Genomic DNA, 17,319 nt, shown 5'->3' with positions numbered 1-17,319 from the left:
TTTTCTTATGCCTGCTTGGGCGCAAGGTGCAGCTGGCCTTGCTTATACACAATTTCTTCAAGCGAAAGATTCAGCTTTTTCGCCATTTTTTTCAGCATTGATTGCTCTTGAGGTGTGACAAGACTGATGACTGCGCCTTCTTTTCCTGCGCGTCCGGTTCTACCTGAACGGTGGATGTAGCCCTCTTCATTTGGCATATCTGCATGAATCACATATGGCAGATCATCAATATCGATTCCTCTTGCTGCAATATCTGTTGCAAGGAGGAGCGGGAATTCACGCTGTTCAAATGCCTTTAAGATGACAGCACGCTCTGCTTTTTTCGCTTCACTGTGAAGCACACCAAGGTCGACATGGTGATACGCTAATTTTTCTGCATAAATGCTCAAATTCGTAATATCTCGCACAAAGACAAGTGCCTGCATGTCCTCAAGCCGTGATAGCTTTTGCAGTAATTTCACCTTGTCGCGCTGATCACATAACAGGTAATAATGCCCTACCTTCTGCGCTTCTTCTTGGCTTCTGCTAATTCTCAATACCTCTGGTTCAGATGCAATGTCTTTGATCAGCTGAACGGTTTCTTCTTTCAATGTTGCAGAAAAACAAAGGATTTGTCTTTCTTTTAATGTGGATTTAATGATCGCTTGGATCGTTTTCATATGCTCTGGGACAAGAAGTTGATCTGCCTCGTCTAATACAATCGTTTTGACTTCGTGCATTTTCAGTTTCTTGATTTTGATTAACTCTTGTACGCGACCCGGTGTCGCCACCACGATATTCGGGTGTTTTTTTAGCTTTTCCTGCTGCTTCTTGATGTTTGCCCCGCCTATTAAGGAAATAGCTTTGATGTCTGAACCTTGTTTGAATTCTTGCACGACATCAAAAATTTGCATCACAAGCTCTCTTGAAGGTGCCAAGATTAAGACTTGCGGGTGTTTGATAGTCACATCAATTTTATTTAAAAGCGGCAGAACATACGCAAGTGTCTTCCCTGTTCCAGTCGGTGATTCTGCGATCACATCGCGTTTTTCCGTAATCCACTCTGCTGTTTGTTCTTGTATCGCTGTTGGCTTCTCAAAGCCAGCCGCTTCAAAGTTCTTTTGAATAAATGGCTTTGCTTCTTTAAAAAATGCCCAATTTTCCGTCATGTTGATCTCCTTTATCCTCATTCAATCTATCCTTAAGTATCTCAAAATCAGCTTTGAAACGCAATTTTTCTTTTGATGCTTTTATCGAGCCGGACAGTTCGATATAATCATGAGAGGCACTAGCCGTTTTGAATCTATTTGAGGTGTAAAAAATGATATTATCTGTTAAAGATTTAAGTCATGGCTTTGGCGACAGAGCCATTTTCCACGAAGTCTCCTTCCGGTTATTAAAAGGCGAGCATGTCGGCTTGATCGGCGCCAACGGTGAAGGAAAGTCAACGTTTATGAATATTATTACTGGCAAGCTTGAGCCAGATGCAGGAAAAGTCGAATGGGCAAAAAATGTCCGTGTCGGCTACCTCGATCAGCATACCGTGCTTGAAAAAGGAAGAACCATTCGTGAAGTCCTTCAAGATGCATTCCATTATTTATTCTCAATGGAAGCCGCAATGAATGACATTTACGAAAAAATGGGTGAAGCAGATCCTGATGAGCTAGAAAAGCTTTTAGAAGAAGTAGGCGTCATTCAGGATGCCCTGACGAACAATGATTTTTATATCATTGATTCCAAGGTAGAGGAAATTGCAAGAGGTCTTGGGTTAACAGATCTCGGGCTGGATCGTGATGTGACAGAGCTGAGCGGCGGACAGCGTACAAAAGTACTGCTTGCGAAATTGCTATTAGAGAAGCCTGAAATTCTTCTTCTTGACGAGCCGACCAACTATTTAGATGAACAGCATATTGAGTGGCTGAAGCGCTATTTGCAGGAATATGAAAATGCGTTTATCCTCATTTCACATGATATTCCGTTCCTAAACAGTGTCATTAACTTGATTTATCATGTCGAAAATCAAGAACTCACGCGCTATGTTGGTGATTATGATCAATTTAAACAAGTGTACGAAGTGAAAAAGCAGCAACTAGAGGCAGCGTATAAAAGGCAGCAGCAAGAAGTGGCTGAATTAAAGGATTTTGTCGCGAGAAATAAAGCACGTGTCAGCACTCGAAATATGGCGATGTCTCGTCAAAAGAAACTCGATAAGATGGACATGATTGAATTAGCGGCAGAAAAACCAAAACCAGAATTCCACTTTAAACCTGCACGTACATCAGGGAAATTAATTTTTGAAACGAAGGATTTAGTCATTGGGTATGACGAACCACTTTCTCGTCCATTGAATTTAAAAATGGAACGCGGGCAGAAAATTGCGTTATACGGTGCCAACGGTATCGGAAAAACGACACTGCTCCGAAGCCTGCTTGGAGAAATCTCCCCCATTTCTGGTGAGGTGGAACGTGGAGAATTCTTGCATATTGGCTACTTTGAGCAAGAAGTAAAAGAGCAAAACAGCAATACTTGTATCGAAGAGGTGTGGAGCACCTTCCCATCGTACACACAATATGAAGTCAGAGCTGCCCTTGCCAAATGCGGTTTAACGACAAAACATATTGAAAGCCGTGTGTCTGTTTTAAGTGGTGGTGAAAAAGCGAAGGTCCGCCTTTGCAAGCTCATTAACGAAGAAACCAATTTGCTTGTTCTCGATGAGCCGACAAACCACTTGGATGTCGATGCAAAAGAAGAATTAAAGCGCGCGTTAAAAGAATATAAAGGCAGCGTCCTATTGATTTCCCACGAACCTGAATTTTATCAAGATGTGGCTACTGAAACTTGGAATTGCGAATCCTGGACAACCAAAGTATTATAACGACAAAAAAAGCCTCATATCTTTTCAAAAGATATGAGGCTTTTTTCTATTAATGACCTGGTTGGATATTCACCAGATGCTTACGGCCAAGAAGCAGGATGACCATTCCTAAGAGAACAACTGCCGCCCCTACATAATAAGGGGTGCTTGCTGTGTAAGTTTCAGCGAGAACTCCCGCAATCCAAGGCGCAATCGCACCACCAATAAATCGTACAGCACTGTATGAAGATGATGCAATTGAACGCTCAACAGGAGCTGATCCCATCACAGCCGTCGTAAGCACCGTATTGATCATGCCGAGGATTCCCCCAGCAATGACAATACCGCAAATGACCACGACCACATGTGATGTCCATATTCCAATGCCGAATAAAATCACAGCAAACGAAGCAAAGAGAACAACAAGAGCTGTTAATGTACCCAATTTGCGATGAATGACCGGCGCTGAGAAGACAGATGTCACAGCCAAAAATAATCCCCATCCAAAAAAGACATAACCAAGACCATGCTCATCAAGATGAAGCACAAATGGCGAATAAGCTAGAAGAACAAAGAATCCAAAGTTATATAAGAAAGCAGCAGATGCCATCGTTAAAAGCCCCTTATATTTCAAGGCTCCAACAGCTTCAAATAATTTCACCTTTTTCTGCGGCTTTTGCATAGGTGGAAGCATAAAGGTAATGGCTAAAAGAGCAACGAGCATTAACACTCCCACACCAAAGAATGGCCCGCGCCAAGAGATCGTTCCAAGCTCACCGCCAAGGAGCGGCCCAACAGAAATCCCAAGACCTAGTGCCGCCTCATATAAAATGATGGCTTTCGCACTTCCTCCAACAGACACACCGACAATCACTGATAATGCCGTTGAAATAAATAAGGCATTCCCAATGCCCCATCCGCCTCTAAAACCAATTAATTCATTAATGGTTGAAGAAGTACCGCCTAAAGCAGAAAAGACAATAATAAAGATGAGTCCTAATAATAACGTCCATTTGGCACCAATACGACTAGAAATAAAACCGGTAAAAAACATCACAAAGCCGGTGACAAGCAAATAGCTCGTAAATAAAAGAGACACCTGACTTGGAGATGCATGTAATTGTGATGCAATGGCTGGCAAAATCGGGTCTACAAGCCCTATGCCCATAAATGAAATCACACAAGCAAAGGCCACCGCCCAGACGGCTTTTGGCTGTCTAAGCAAACTCGTACGCTGTTTCAATACTTCTTCTTCCTTCATTCCATCAGAACCTTTCCTACAGTTGTTTAACAAAATAAAATAAACACGCTGAGGTGTTTATTTTATTTTGTTGACAAAGGGCTAAAATGAACTTTATTTTAGCTCTTTGTCTTCTTTTTCAGCGTGATAGAAAACCTTTGCAGTCTAGGAAGGACGAGCACTGGAGCGGAGCGAATTTGGCATTCGTGAGCACCAGAGCGCAGGACTGACAAAGAATGCGAGGGTTTGTCTACACGCTGAAATAAACACGCTGAGGTGTTTATTTTTGTAATTGCTCAATGGCATGAGCCGCTCTTTCTTTCATCATTTCAAGATCCTTTTTAAAGGATTGAATCGTTTCTAGCTTTTTTGTAATCAATTGATGCTGCACAGTCAGCTGCGCCTCAATATCTAACAGTTTCTCTAATCGTTCCTTCGGGTCAAGTGACAACAAGTAGCCTTCTTTATTCAGCTCAAGCTGTTTTCCGATTTCCATAAACGACTGAAGCTCTTGTAAAGAAAAGCCAAGTACTTCTTTGGCCTGCATCACTTTCTCCAGTTCTTCCATGTCATCCTCTGAGTAAAGTCTGACACCGCCCTCTGTCCGCTTTGGTGCTGATAATAAACCAATCTCTTCATAGAAACGAATGGTCCGTTTCGTCAGACCGCTTCTTTTCGCCACTTGATCAATTTTCATCCATTCCATCACCAGTGCCTCCTGCTCATCAATTCATGTTTTATTATACACCTTTGTTACCTTAACGTAAACGTTAATGTTTGATCACTTGATTTCTATTGTGGTTTGATGCAGAATAAATAGGAATCATTACGTTTTAAAGGAGGTACCATATGTGTTCATTTCCATCCAAAAAAGAACGACACGCACAATTCGGTTCTGTCCCGCCAAGCGCTAGAACAAAACCTAGTCAAAAAGAGGACATGATAGACATCCAACAAACCGAACAGGACTTTTATTTTGATCTGGAACAGGTCGGAATTTGCCGTGTGTCGTACCCTGTACATATTTTGTCTAAAACGACTCCACAGCACCAAACCGCTTCCGCTGATTTTACGCTGAGTACATATTTGCCAGCTCATCAAAAAGGCATTCATATGAGCCGTCTCACCGAGCAGCTTCACTCATTTTATGAGAGCGGAAAGCCGGTTGATGTGGATTCCTTAAAAGAATTGACAGCACAGCTTGCCAAGCAAATGAATCAGCCATCTGCCTCGATTCAAGTTTCCTTTCCGTGGTACATGGAAAAAAAGAGTCCCATCAGCAGAAAGTCCGGTTTGATGCATGCAGACGTGCAATACGACATCCACTTTCATGAAGAAAACGGATGGATTTGTCATATTGGCTGCACTGCTCAGGTGACAACGTTATGTCCTTGTTCAAAAGAAATCAGTGAATACGGCGCACATAATCAGCGTGGCACTGTATCGATTCAGGTAGAGCTGTTTGAACAAGGTCAACTCCCTGACGACATGAAAGCAGATCTACTGCGGATCATCGAGTCTAATGCGAGTGCGCCCCTTTACCCTGTACTCAAAAGACCAGATGAAAAACAAGTGACAGAAGAGGCCTATGAAAATCCACGTTTTGTAGAGGATGTTGCGAGGTTAATTGCAGCAGAGCTATATGAACAAAACTGGATTAAAGGCTTTCAAATTGAGTGCCGAAATGAAGAATCCATTCATCAGCACGATGCTTATGCCAAATGTTCTTATCAAAAAAAACTGTAGAATGTCTCTACAGTTTTTTTGCCAACCTTTATTTTTCATTACTTTCTAATTCTTCAATCATCATCGACAGTTCTGTCCAACGATCCATCGCTTGTTCTAATTCTTCAGCGACGGCTTTTTGCTTGTCCATCAGCTCTTGAATTTTCCCAAAATCACTGCCAGCCTCAGCAATGCTGGCTTCGAGCTGCTGGTGTTTGTCCTCTAGTGCTTGTATCCGATCTTCAATCCCATCCCATTCAAGCTGGTCCTTATAGGATAGTTTTTTTCTCTTTTTCGGTGCAGCTTCTACTTGTTTTTCAGCTGGTTTTGTCTCTGTCCGCTTCTGTTCTTTTTCTTGCTCCATATAATCGCTGTAAGCACCTTGGAAGTGTGAAATACGTCCATTCCCTTCAAACACAAGCAGACGATGGACGACTCGGTCTAAGAAATAACGATCATGCGACACGGTGATGACTACGCCTGGGAACTGCTCCAAATAATCCTCTAAAATGCTGAGCGTCTCTGTATCAAGATCATTCGTCGGCTCATCTAAAAAGAGAACATTCGGCTCTTCCATCAATACCTTCAATAAATACAATCTGCGGCGCTCTCCCCCTGACAGCTTGCGGATAAACGTGCGCTGCATGGATCTAGGGAATAAAAATCTCTCCAGCATCTGCTCTGCTGTCACAATGACGCCATCTGCCGTTTTGACAATTTCAGCTGTTTCTTTGATGTAATCAATGATATTCAGCTCTTCATTCATTTCGTTATGGTCCTGCGTGTAATAGCCAATGCGGACTGTTTGTCCAATGGTCAATTGTCCATTCGTCGGTTCGATTTTACCCGCCAGGCAATTGAGTAAAGTCGTTTTGCCCACTCCATTCGGTCCGATAAATCCGATGCGATCCCCTGGCACGACTAAATCGCTGAACTGGTCCACAAGGGTTTGACCAGCAAATGTGATGCTGATCTCTTCTGCCTCAATCACTTGTTTTCCAAGCCGGTGAGAACCGATCGCAAAATCAAGCTCTCCCTTTGCATCAGGTCCCTTTTGATCCTTCAGCTCTTCCACTCTGCCGATACGCGCTTTTTGCTTTGTCGTTCGAGCCTTTGCCCCTCTTCTGAGCCATGCAAGCTCACGTCTAAGCAAATTTTGACGTTTCGTTTCTTTTACTTGAGCTTCTGCTTCTCGTTCCGCTCTTTTTTCTAAAAAGACTTCATAATTTCCTTTATATGTGTAAAGCTGCCCCTGGTTTAATTCATAAATCCGATTGGCGACACGGTTTAAGAAATAACGATCATGGGTAACAAGAATGACAGCCCCGCTGTATTGACTCAAATATCCTTCAAGCCATTCAATGGTTGCGTTGTCCAGATGGTTTGTCGGCTCATCTAAAATCAGCAAACCCGCAGGCTGAATTAAATTTTTGGCGATCGCCACACGCTTTTTCTGTCCACCTGATAACGCATGAACAGATCGGCTCACATCTTTAACGCCAAGCTTTGTCAAAATCGTTTTCGCCGAAAGGTTCGCATCCCATGCGTCGTCCTGATCCATTTTATTTTGCATACGCATAAGCGCTTCTTGTTTTGCCTCGTTTTGTGGATCATGCTCTAAATCAGCCAGTGCCTTTTCATAGGCCTTCATTGTTTGAATCATTGGTGCTGTTCCTGAAAAAATATAGTCGAGAATCGTTTCATCCCCGCTCATTTCAGGATCTTGCTCGAGAAATTCGATATCAAGTGTCCCTGCCTTTGTGATGTCGCCTTCCTCAAATGATTCAAGTCCTGCAATGACTTTTAAAAGCGTTGACTTCCCTGTTCCATTCGGTCCAATTAACCCGATGCGTTCCTTTGGTTCTATATGAAAAGAGATATGATCAAACAGCGTTTTTTCGCCATAGGTTTTATATAATCCTTCTACATTCAATAAACTCATTTTATCAGCCCTTACATAGATTCTTCCTTTATTTTAAATCAGTCAGTAGCAGAAAACTAGTTTTAAAAAAACCCGCTGCTGAAAAGAATGTTTCCTTTTGATGCTCGATACACTATGAAGAGGTGATCTAAAGATGATAACCATTAGTTTATGTATGATTGTGAAAAATGAAGAGGAGGTTTTGGCTGACTGCCTATCTTCTGTTCAAGACATTGTAGATGAGATGATCATTGTTGATACAGGATCAACGGATCAAACAAAGGACATTGCTCACTCCTTTTCAGCAAAGGTGCTCGACTTTGAATGGGTCCAGCATTTTGCAAAAGCACGCAATTTCGCTTTTTCCCATGCGACAAAAGAGTATATCTTATGGCTGGATGCCGACGATGTCCTACTTGAGGAGGACCGGCAAAAACTGCTTCAGCTCAAACAGACGCTAGATCCCGCAGTAGATGCCGTCTCGATGTTTTACCACGTTGGATTTAGCGAGGACGGTCAGGTGAATTTTAAATATAGAAGAAATCGGCTCGTCAAGCGTGCCTTGAACTTTCAGTGGTATGGGGCCGTTCATGAATTCCTTCAAGTGTATGGCAACATTTTTCCCGCTGATATCGCCGTCACCCATCAAAAGCGTAAAAAAACAACCGCTGGAGAGCCTGGACGCAATCTGCGCATTTATGAAAACATGCTTGCAAAAGGCGAAGAGATGACACCTCGTGATCTCTTTTACTTCGCCAATGAATTACGAGATAACAAGCAGCATGTGAAGGCGATTCGCTTTTATCACAAATTTTTAGCCACAAAACAATGCTGGATTGAGGATGAAATTCGCACATGCCAAAATTTAGCTGACTGCTATTATGCAGTCGGTTTTGAAGAAGCCGCCTTATCCTCCTTACTGCGATCCTTCTTATATGATCAGCCCCGTCCAGAATTTTGCTGCCGGATTGGGGATCATTTCAAAGCACAAAATAAACACAAAGCAGCGATCTATTGGTATGAGCAGGCACTGAAGGCACCTGAAATCGAAACAGCCTTTACACTGACACAATATAAAACATGGTATCCTCACCTTCAGCTTTGCTATTGTTATTATCAGCTCGGTGATTTGGCTCAAGCCAAAACCCATCATCTTGCATCCTCAGCCCATTACCCAACACATCCGAGTGTGCTGTACAATGAAAAAATATTTGCTGAAGAAACGTAAATCTCCTGTTATCACATCCGCCTGTCAATGACGGCGGATGTCTTTTGATACACATTAGACTTTTGTGACATTTAACACTTTAGTGATTTAAAGCGTTTTTCAACCAATTGACTAAATTGTCATTTACGCATATACTAACATTCGTCTTACGAAAAGATTTATCCATTAGGAGGTCAACATGAGTTCTTTATTTAGAAAAAAGTCTCTCGATCAGCTCATGCTTGAAAGTCAAACGAAGCGGCTGAGCCGTTCTTTGAATACATTTGATTTAATCTTGCTTGGCATTGGCTGTGTGGTCGGGACTGGAATTTTTGTGATAACGGGGGTTGCGGCTGCGAAAGATGCGGGACCTGCGATTATTATATCTTTTATTTTGGCTGCGATCGCATGCGCCCTTGCTGCTTTTTGCTACGCTGAATTTTCCTCGTCCATTCCAGTGTCAGGAAGTGTCTATACGTATTCTTACGCAACACTTGGAGAATTCCTCGCCTTTTTAATGGGCTGGGATTTAATGCTTGAATATGTTGTTGCGCTCTCTGCTGTGGCAAGCGGATGGTCATCCTATTTTCAATCACTGCTCAGTGGATTTGGTCTGCACATACCGAAGGCTTTATCGGCTGCACCCGGAGCCGCTGATGGGGCCATCTTTAACCTGCCAGGCGCACTCATTATTTTACTCATTACCTTTATTGTCTCAAGAGGCGTAAAAGAGAGCACGAAGCTGAATAACATCATTGTGCTCATCAAAATTGCCATTGTCCTCCTCTTTATCATTTCAGGCTTTGCTTACGTTAAACCTGAAAATTGGACACCTTTTATGCCAATGGGCTTCCATGGCGTGATTGCAGGAGCGGCAACTGTCTTTTTTGCTTACCTTGGATTTGATGCAATCGCTAATGCATCAGAAGAAGTCAAAAACCCGCAAAAAGCGATGCCAATCGGAATTATTGGCGCGCTCGGTGTTTGTACAATTTTATACATCGGGGTGTCCTTTGTCTTAACCGGCATGGTTCACTATACGAAACTGAATGTCAGTGACCCTGTCGCTTTTGCTTTACAAGTGGTTGGACTGAATAGTGTCGCTGGTATTATATCGGCAGGTGCTATTATTGGGATTACGACCGTGTTAATTGCACTTGTCTACGCTCAGGTTCGTTTAACCTTTGCCATGAGCCGAGATGGACTCATGCCAAAAATCTTTTCAAACGTTCATCCAAAATCGAAGACACCGGTTGCCAACACTTGGCTGACAGGCGCTGTTGCGGCATGTATCGTTGGTTTCGTCAACTTATCAACACTTGCTAATTTAGTCAGCATCGGTACACTTGCGGCCTTTACGGTGATCTCGATCGCTGTGATCATACTCCGGAAAAAACATCCGAATATGAAAACAGCGTTTAAAGTACCCTTTGTTCCTGTTCTTCCCATCATTAGTGCGGTCATTTGTATGATCTTGGCTGCCACACTGAAATGGGAGACATGGCGAGCCTTCCTCATCTGGGTAGCCATTGGTGTCGTTGTGTATTTTACCTACGCAAGACGCAAAAGCCATCTGAATCAAACACAATAGAAAAGAGACACGGGGAATCCCGGTCTCTTTTTTTGTTTAAATCACACTGTTTTTCACTGAATTCGAGTCCACCATATCTGGATCGAGTACGCTTGAAATCGGAATGACAAGCGGTGAACAATCTCCATTGTCCTCACCAAAACCTTGGTTCAATTTCATCGAGAGAAAATAATCGATCTGCTGATAAGGCCCTAGCGTCAGTGATGCCCCCCTATCCATTGCATTGATTTTAAAAGCACCGACATTGACGACTGAGGGTGAGAATAACATCACACATCACTTCCTTGGAATAGGTTTAGCTGCTGGCGAAAAAGAGGCAGGTGAGTCCACTTGATCTCGATCATCTACATGGCTCTTTGTTCCGACAAAACCGCTGGCATCTCCAAAATTCTGTCCGTACCCCTGATTTTTTTTATCTGAGTTTTGCCACTCTGCTAACAAATTTTGTCCGACATTCACCGCCGACGCATTTTCAAAGGAATTAATTTTTAACATGAAAATATTAATATTGATATACGGAGTTGGTTGAACCACAGATAAACCTCCTTTTTATAGGTATATGCGAGCACCCATCAAGTATGTTAACAGGAGGTCTTCACATGGACTTCGAAAAAATGAAGCAGTGGATGGACATTGCCCAGCAAATGCATGGAGATGATTTTTGGAAAATGATATTCGATGATGAGCAAAGATCTCCCTTTATGGCAAATGGTCCGTCTCCCTTTACATTCTCGCAGCAAGATCAGCGAGGAACAGATGCATCGTTTCCACCAGTCGACATTGTGGAAACCCCTACTGAATTTCAGTACTTAATTTATCTGCCTGGCTACCGGAAGGAAGATGTTCAGGTGCTGTCATATGGTGAATACTTGGTTGTAAAAGGACAACGTTTTTCCTTTTTTAACGAACAGGATTTTCGCCAAAAACAAGGAAAGTATGGTCCGTTTGAAAGAAAAATTCGGCTCCCAGATATGATTCTTGGTCAAATGAATGCGGCCTTTAAAGACGGCGTGCTATACATTCGCCTGCAAAAGGATGAAGGAAAAGCAACTGCGATTATCATAGATGACGAATATTAATACTGACTGCGTCTATTAGATCACGATCATCAATCGTTTCAATTGGCAAGATCGTGATCACGCCATCGGCATTTTGTTCACCAAAACCATTGTTTCTTTTGATCGTCGAGCAGTGATTTCGTACGATCGTCGAACCGAATGTCATCGAGGACCCTGTACCAATCGTATTCGTCTTCATATGGGTAATCTGAATGCGTGTAGGCAGCATGCCCTTCTCCCCCTTCATGTATCTCTATAAGTATATACTTGGTAGCTTTTCCATAGACTAGAGCAAGGCGAAAGAAAAGGTTGTGGTCCACTTGAAACATTTCATTCAATCACTCTTTAAAAAAACCGAAGCAAGTCCATCCCCATCTGTCGTCGAGCTGGAAAAAAGACTCACCGCTCTTGAGCAGAAAATGTCTGCACCTGCTCCGCCTGTCTCGGAGGATACGCACATTCACATTGAATCACTGCATGTGGACAAAATTGACTACCATTTAGAGTTTGGTGAGCTTTCCATTGATCAGCTTAAAGGCAGACTCAACATTGGAGCCACCTATTACACGCCAAAGGACCCGCACCTCAAAAAGGCAGCTTCAGTACCGAAGCCAAAAGAAACAAAAACACCAAAAGTCTCCATTCGATCAAAGTCTTCATCTCAGCACGACCGGAAGCCAGAAATAAACCGCAAGCACAATCGCTACAATACTGATCACATTTAGCCAAAAGCCAGCCTTGACCATATCAGATATTTTCAGCACGTCCGCACTAAAGACAGCCGCATTTGGCGGTGTGGAAATTGGCAACATAAACGCACATGAGGAAGCTAACGCAGCCGCAGCCATTAAGCCGTACGGCTCCATGCCAATTGCAAGTCCAAGCCCTACTGTAATCGGAATGATCATGTTCGCAACTGCTGTATTGGACATAATTTCGGTCATAAATAAAATAGAAGCCGTTAAAATAATCAGCAGCATGAGATACGACAGCCCATTTAAATGCTGTAAATTTTCCCCGATCCATCCTGTTAGATTCGTTTCCGCAAATCCTGTAGCGAGCGAAAGCCCGCCTCCAAACAAAAGCAAAAGCCCCCACGGCAACTGCTTCATATCCTGCCATTCTAGTATTCTCTCTCCATTTGTCGCTGGAATGAGAAATAACAGCATCGCCCCAAAGATTGCGATCGACGTATCCGAGACAGGAAGCCCGCCAAACAAAAAGATTTTAAAAATCCATAAAAAAGCCGTCATAAGAAAAATAGCAAAAACCCATTTTTCTTCTTGTTTCATTTTGCCTAAATCCTCTAAACCCTTCCGTATAAACGCCGCTCCCATTTCACCTGTGTGCTCTACCTTGAACTGTATCTTGGTCAAATACAGAAATAAGAGAATAAGCAGAACAGCCGCCACCGGAAAACCAAACAAAAACCATTCAAAAAACATAATTTCTCGATCTAACAACTTTTTTGACATCGCTGCAAAAACAGCATTTGGCACAGACCCAACGAGTGTCGCCAGTCCGCCAATAGAGGCTGAATAAGCGACTGATAATAGGATGCTTTTACTGAATCGGTCAAGAGATGCACCAGACAAAATATCGTTCGCCTTCACCTCTTTAATCACAGCCAGTGCCACCGGCAGCATCATCAGTGCTGTGGCTGCATTTGAAATCCACATAGATAGAAAAGCCGTTGCCATCATAACCCCTAATACAATGCGGTCACTTCTTGTGCCAATGATGTTTAAAATATGTAAGGCCATTCTTCTATGTAAATTCCATTTTTCAATAGCAATGGCAATCATAAATCCGCCCATGTACATAAAAACAATCGGGTCTCCATAAGCTCTTGATGTTTGCTCCATCGATAGCCCGCCAAGTGTTGGCAAAAGGATGATGGGCAATAAAGAGGTAGCCGGTATAGGCAAAGCTTCTGTGACCCACCATGTCGCAGTCCAAGCAGTAACGCCCAGTACCACTCTTGGTGCATAGGTCAATTCACTTTCTGGAATGAGCAAAAAAATAAGCAAAAAGAAGATCGGTCCAAGAACAAATCCAGTTAGATTCACTTTTTTATAAACGATCACAATTCCCCCTTCATGAAAACGCTTTTAAAATTTTTCTAATTTTTCACATTCGATGATCACATAAAAAATCCTTTAAATCATAAGAAAAAATGAAGAGATTCTTCAGCAGCAACTGTGTCTTGCTTCATATTTCCACTTCATGTCTTAGTCTATTTTCATAGGAGAAACTATACAAATCCTACACAGTAACTGTAAACTATAGAGGATCTAATCAAAAATTGAGGTGTTTTCATTGTATACAGATCAACGAAAATCATTTTGGAAACAGAAAAAAGTCATCATTCCCCTTCTTAGCATCATCGTGATTGCTGCTGCTCTCTTTTTCTTAAAAGATTCGCTTTTCTCAAAAGAAAAAGAGGCGCTGAAAGCCGCTGAATCCTTTACGAAACATCTGGAGAAAAAAGAATTCACGAAACTGGCAGATGAGGTCACAAGTGGCTCTCTGAAAGCCAGTGACTTTTCTAAAAAACAACTTGCCGAAAAATACGATAAGATCTTTAGCGGCATTGGTGCAAGTGATCTAAACGTCTCAAACGTCAACGTAGAAAAACAGGACAAAGGAAATGGGTATCAATTCACCTATGAAGTCACGATGAAAACGTCACTTGGAAAGCTGAACAAACTCTCTTACAAGGGCGTTCTCTCCGAAGAGGATAACGAGTGGAAAGTAGACTGGAAACCAAATCTCATCTTCCCGCAAATGGAAACGGGTGACACCATCAAAGTGACAACGGATCCTGCGGTACGCGGAAATATTGTAGATCGAAAAGGGCGCACGTTAGCCGAAACAACTGGTGGACACGCACTTGGCATCATCCCTGGAAAGCTCGGGACAGGTACGGAAAAAGAAAGCAACATCAAAAAAATCAGCAACGCTTTTGATATAGATGAAGAGCTGATTCAAAATCACCTGAAACAAGCATGGGTCACAGATGACACATTTGTCCCGCTAAAGTCTATGTTAGAGCAAAAGCCGATTCCAAAAGACATAAATGGCGTCACCTATCAAACGAAGGAAATGCGCTACTATCCATATAACGAAGCCGCTGCCCATCTGACAGGCTATGTGGGAAAAGCAAATGCGGATGATATCAAAAGAAATCCAGCTTTAAAGGCGGATCAAATCATCGGCAAAACCGGCCTTGAATTCACATTTGATAAGAACTTAAGAGGACAAGATGGCGGAAGCATCCTCATTATCCATGATGAAACAGGTATTGAAGAAACATTACAAAAAACAGACCGAAAAGACGGAAAAACAGTCAAGCTGACCATTGATGCATCTTTACAGAAAAAAGCCTATCAACAGCTGAAAGGTGAAAAAGGGGCTGTCACCATTATGAACCCATCATCAGGTGATTTATTAGCGCTTGTTAGCACCCCTTCTTACGATGTCAATTTAATGACCAACGGGATCACGCCTAAACAATATCAAGCATACAGTGAAAATCCTGATCTCCCATTCCAAGCTCGGTATGCGAGCAGATATGCACCAGGATCCACATTCAAAACCATTACAGCAGCGATTGGACTGGAAACAGGTGTCACAAAACCTAATAAAGTACGCACCATTCATGGACTGAAATGGCAGAAGGATCAATCTTGGGGAAATTATCGCATTACACGGGTACATGACAAAGAACAAGTCAATATGGTCGATGCCCTCGTGTACTCAGATAATATTTATTTTGGACAGGAAGCCCTTGAAATCGGCAAAGATACTTACGAGAAAAAAGTGAAAACATTTGGATTTGGTGATGATTTAAACATGCCGTTTACAATGAAACCGGCACAAGTGTCTAACGACGGAATCAAATCAGACATCTTACTTGCCGACTCAGCATATGGCCAAGGAGAATTACTCATGTCACCAATTGAACAAGTACATGCCTATTCACCATTTGCAACAGGAGGAAAGCTTGTGTACCCTCGAGTCATTCAGGATGAAAAAACCGCATCACCAAAACAGATCATCAAAGAAGATACAGCAAATACGGTGAAGGACGCACTCACTCAAGTCGTCACCAATTCAAACGGAACCGCTCACTCGTTGCAAATAAAAGGGGCTGATATAGCCGCTAAAACGGGAACAGCGGAACTAAAGAGCAAACAAGGTGCGACAGACGGTACTGAAAATGGATTTTTACTTGCGTTTAATCCTAAAAAAGAAGATTACGTCCTCGTCGGCATGATTGAAAGTGTGAAAAACCGTGGAGGCAGTGGACTTGTCATTCAAAAAATGAAGCCTGTCATCGCTTCTTTCTATAAATAAACCTTTAGAGACACACGCTCCATCAAGCGCATGTGTCTCTTTTTTTCTAAATCATGACAATTTGCTATTGTTTTATAGTTCACCTTATGAATAAAATGAGGAGAATGAAAAAAGAAACAAGTTGAATGAAAGGAGGAAGTCTCATTGGCTATTGCTGCTCAAACAAAGGATAAACCTCAAAAAGCGGTCACCGGTTCAACGGTTTATCCTATTTTATTGATTATTGGTATTTGCCATATGCTCAACGACACATTGCAAGCCGTGATTCCTGCCATGTTCCCTATTTTAGAACGCTCAATGGGGCTGACCTTTACTCAATTAGGGCTAATCGCCTTTACATTAAATATGGTCTCCTCTGTCATGCAGCCTGCGATCGGGTGGTACACAGATAAACGGCCGATGCCCTATGCACTGCCTATCGCATTATTTTCAAGTGCTGTCGGCATTCTCGGCCTTGCGTTTGCACCATCATTTGCGACCATCCTACTGTGCGTCGTCTTTATTGGACTTGGCTCTGCGATTTTCCATCCAGAGGGCTCACGGGTTGCTAACATGGCAGCTGGTCCTAGACGGGGTCTTGCTCAATCCATCTATCAAGTCGGTGGAAATACAGGCCAAGCCTTTGCTCCGCTAATCGCTGCATTCATGCTCGTCCCTCTCGGTCAGCCAGGTGTGGCTTGGTTTACGATTGTTGGAATGATTGCTGTCGGTTTCCTTCTTTATATTTCAAGATGGTACTCAGGAAGACTTCAAACCATTCGAGCACAAGCGAAAAAAGCGCCTGCAAAAGCAGCAAGATCTGAACTTCACCGCAAATCAGCGCTCACAGCACTTGGCATTATCGTCTTTCTTATTTTCGCACGTTCTTGGTATGGAAATGCGATCTCGAATTTCTATGCGTTTTATGCGATTGAGCAATATGGTTTGACGATTAAAGAATCACAAACTTATATTTTCTTATTTCTTATATTGGGTGCGATTGGGACGTTTTTAGGCGGGCCGCTTGCAGACCGCTTCGGCAAGAAAACCGTCATTTTAATTTCCTTATTAGCATCCTTTCCGCTTGCCCTGCTTCTCCCATTTGCCGGACCAGTTTTTGCTTATGTTTTACTTGGACTCATTGGGATCATTCTGACCTCAAGCTTCTCTGTCACCGTGGTCTATGCCCAAGAACTATTTCCCGGGAAAATTGGTACAATGTCTGGTTTAACTGTTGGGCTTGCGTTTGGTATGGGAGCGATTGGATCCGTTGCCCTCGGCTCATTAATTGATGCAGTCGGTTTAACACCTACCATGATTGGTGTCGCCTTTTTACCGATATTAGGCATCCTAGCCTTCTTACTGCCAAGCGATCAGACCATAGCGAAATGGAATGAATCATAAAA

Annotated in this window: 16 protein-coding genes; 8 read left to right on the top strand and 8 right to left on the bottom strand. The window is 42.7% G+C overall.

The window, feature by feature from the left end; all coding sequences use genetic code 11:
* Positions 1-5: 5 nt before the first annotated feature.
* Complete coding sequence (locus ES896_RS15410) at positions 6-1,148, bottom strand: DEAD/DEAH box helicase (protein WP_008343190.1); 1,143 nt, start codon at positions 1,146-1,148, stop codon at positions 6-8.
* Positions 1,149-1,300: 152 nt separating this feature from the next.
* Between ES896_RS15410 and ES896_RS15405 the strand changes: the two genes are divergently transcribed.
* Entirely contained in the window at positions 1,301-2,854 is a 1,554-nt protein-coding gene (locus ES896_RS15405; RefSeq protein ID WP_008343192.1) for an ABC-F family ATP-binding cassette domain-containing protein, read from the top strand.
* Between the two features lie 49 nt (positions 2,855-2,903).
* Here ES896_RS15405 and ES896_RS15400 read toward each other — a convergent pair whose 3' ends face one another.
* Both ES896_RS15400 and ES896_RS15395 read right to left on the bottom strand, forming a co-directional pair.
* The gene (locus tag ES896_RS15400; protein WP_135226989.1) at positions 2,904-4,094 is read right to left on the bottom strand and encodes an MFS transporter; all 1,191 of its coding nucleotides are present in this window, start codon (positions 4,092-4,094) and stop codon (positions 2,904-2,906) included.
* Positions 4,095-4,353: 259 nt separating this feature from the next.
* On the bottom strand, positions 4,354-4,779 hold the full coding sequence (locus tag ES896_RS15395) for a MerR family transcriptional regulator (protein WP_060780864.1): 426 nt from the start codon (positions 4,777-4,779) through the stop codon (positions 4,354-4,356).
* A gap of 143 nt (positions 4,780-4,922) precedes the next feature.
* Here ES896_RS15395 and folE2 point away from each other — a divergent pair, with 143 nt between their 5' ends.
* On the top strand, positions 4,923-5,819 hold the full coding sequence (gene folE2, locus ES896_RS15390) for a GTP cyclohydrolase FolE2 (protein ID WP_060780863.1): 897 nt from the start codon (positions 4,923-4,925) through the stop codon (positions 5,817-5,819).
* Positions 5,820-5,847: 28 nt separating this feature from the next.
* On the opposite strand, the gene ES896_RS15385 is transcribed toward folE2, so the two are convergent.
* Positions 5,848-7,740 (bottom strand): ABC-F family ATP-binding cassette domain-containing protein, encoded by a 1,893-nt coding sequence (locus ES896_RS15385; RefSeq protein WP_041506629.1) that lies wholly within the window; start codon positions 7,738-7,740, stop codon positions 5,848-5,850.
* A 133-nt stretch (positions 7,741-7,873) separates the two neighbouring features.
* Here ES896_RS15385 and ES896_RS15380 point away from each other — a divergent pair, with 133 nt between their 5' ends.
* Positions 7,874-8,947, top strand: coding sequence for a tetratricopeptide repeat-containing glycosyltransferase family 2 protein (locus ES896_RS15380; protein ID WP_017366794.1), 1,074 nt, complete (start codon positions 7,874-7,876; stop codon positions 8,945-8,947).
* A gap of 178 nt (positions 8,948-9,125) precedes the next feature.
* Positions 9,126-10,517: a branched-chain amino acid transporter BcaP gene (gene bcaP / locus ES896_RS15375; RefSeq protein ID WP_008344176.1), complete on the top strand. Its 1,392-nt coding sequence runs from the start codon at positions 9,126-9,128 to the stop codon at positions 10,515-10,517.
* A gap of 36 nt (positions 10,518-10,553) precedes the next feature.
* Here the strand turns inward: bcaP and ES896_RS15370 are convergent, their stop codons facing one another.
* Together ES896_RS15370 and ES896_RS15365 are read right to left on the bottom strand one after the other, a co-directional pair.
* Complete coding sequence (locus tag ES896_RS15370; protein WP_008344178.1) at positions 10,554-10,787, bottom strand: hypothetical protein; 234 nt, start codon at positions 10,785-10,787, stop codon at positions 10,554-10,556.
* Between the two features lie 6 nt (positions 10,788-10,793).
* Complete coding sequence (locus ES896_RS15365) at positions 10,794-11,051, bottom strand: hypothetical protein (RefSeq protein ID WP_008344180.1); 258 nt, start codon at positions 11,049-11,051, stop codon at positions 10,794-10,796.
* Between the two features lie 65 nt (positions 11,052-11,116).
* Between ES896_RS15365 and ES896_RS15360 the strand changes: the two genes are divergently transcribed.
* The gene (locus ES896_RS15360; RefSeq protein ID WP_008344182.1) at positions 11,117-11,596 is read left to right on the top strand and encodes an Hsp20/alpha crystallin family protein; all 480 of its coding nucleotides are present in this window, start codon (positions 11,117-11,119) and stop codon (positions 11,594-11,596) included.
* Here ES896_RS15360 and ES896_RS15355 read toward each other — a convergent pair.
* Positions 11,577-11,804 (bottom strand): hypothetical protein, encoded by a 228-nt coding sequence (locus ES896_RS15355; RefSeq protein ID WP_017360415.1) that lies wholly within the window; start codon positions 11,802-11,804, stop codon positions 11,577-11,579. The genes ES896_RS15360 and ES896_RS15355 overlap by 20 nt on opposite strands.
* A 91-nt stretch (positions 11,805-11,895) precedes the next feature.
* Here ES896_RS15355 and ES896_RS15350 point away from each other — a divergent pair, with 91 nt between their 5' ends.
* On the top strand, positions 11,896-12,300 hold the full coding sequence (locus ES896_RS15350) for a hypothetical protein (RefSeq protein ID WP_056705609.1): 405 nt from the start codon (positions 11,896-11,898) through the stop codon (positions 12,298-12,300).
* On the opposite strand, the gene ES896_RS15345 is transcribed toward ES896_RS15350, so the two are convergent.
* The gene (locus tag ES896_RS15345; RefSeq protein WP_135226988.1) at positions 12,232-13,662 is read right to left on the bottom strand and encodes an SLC13 family permease; all 1,431 of its coding nucleotides are present in this window, start codon (positions 13,660-13,662) and stop codon (positions 12,232-12,234) included. The two genes, ES896_RS15350 and ES896_RS15345, sit on opposite strands and share 69 nt — an antisense overlap.
* A gap of 232 nt (positions 13,663-13,894) precedes the next feature.
* On the opposite strand from ES896_RS15345, the gene pbp4 reads away from it, so the two are divergent.
* The gene (gene pbp4 / locus ES896_RS15340; RefSeq protein WP_135226987.1) at positions 13,895-15,934 is read left to right on the top strand and encodes a penicillin-binding protein PBP4(5); all 2,040 of its coding nucleotides are present in this window, start codon (positions 13,895-13,897) and stop codon (positions 15,932-15,934) included.
* A 144-nt stretch (positions 15,935-16,078) separates the two neighbouring features.
* The gene (locus ES896_RS15335; RefSeq protein WP_135226986.1) at positions 16,079-17,317 is read left to right on the top strand and encodes an MFS transporter; all 1,239 of its coding nucleotides are present in this window, start codon (positions 16,079-16,081) and stop codon (positions 17,315-17,317) included.
* The last annotated feature ends 2 nt before the right edge of the window (positions 17,318-17,319 follow it).

The organism is Bacillus sp. 005/A4HT-01/001 (genome assembly GCF_004634445.1).
Classification (GTDB): Bacteria; Bacillota; Bacilli; order Bacillales; family Bacillaceae; genus Bacillus; species Bacillus altitudinis.
Note: the sequence above shows the minus strand (reverse complement) of the source record. Positions and strands in the feature narration are given on the sequence as shown.

Bases quoted from the DNA above. Each gene is read 5' to 3' on its own strand.
- ES896_RS15410 (WP_008343190.1), bottom strand. From the start codon at position 1,148: ATGACGGAAAATTGGGCATTTTTTAAAGAAGCAAAGCCATTTATTCAA.
- ES896_RS15405 (WP_008343192.1), top strand. From the start codon at position 1,301: ATGATATTATCTGTTAAAGATTTAAGTCATGGCTTTGGCGACAGAGCC.
- ES896_RS15400 (WP_135226989.1), bottom strand. From the start codon at position 4,094: ATGAAGGAAGAAGAAGTATTGAAACAGCGTACGAGTTTGCTTAGACAG.
- ES896_RS15395 (WP_060780864.1), bottom strand. From the start codon at position 4,779: ATGGAATGGATGAAAATTGATCAAGTGGCGAAAAGAAGCGGTCTGACG.
- folE2 (WP_060780863.1), top strand. From the start codon at position 4,923: ATGTGTTCATTTCCATCCAAAAAAGAACGACACGCACAATTCGGTTCT.
- ES896_RS15385 (WP_041506629.1), bottom strand. From the start codon at position 7,740: ATGAGTTTATTGAATGTAGAAGGATTATATAAAACCTATGGCGAAAAA.
- ES896_RS15380 (WP_017366794.1), top strand. From the start codon at position 7,874: ATGATAACCATTAGTTTATGTATGATTGTGAAAAATGAAGAGGAGGTT.
- bcaP (WP_008344176.1), top strand. From the start codon at position 9,126: ATGAGTTCTTTATTTAGAAAAAAGTCTCTCGATCAGCTCATGCTTGAA.
- ES896_RS15370 (WP_008344178.1), bottom strand. From the start codon at position 10,787: ATGTTATTCTCACCCTCAGTCGTCAATGTCGGTGCTTTTAAAATCAAT.
- ES896_RS15360 (WP_008344182.1), top strand. From the start codon at position 11,117: ATGGACTTCGAAAAAATGAAGCAGTGGATGGACATTGCCCAGCAAATG.
- ES896_RS15355 (WP_017360415.1), bottom strand. From the start codon at position 11,804: ATGCTGCCTACACGCATTCAGATTACCCATATGAAGACGAATACGATT.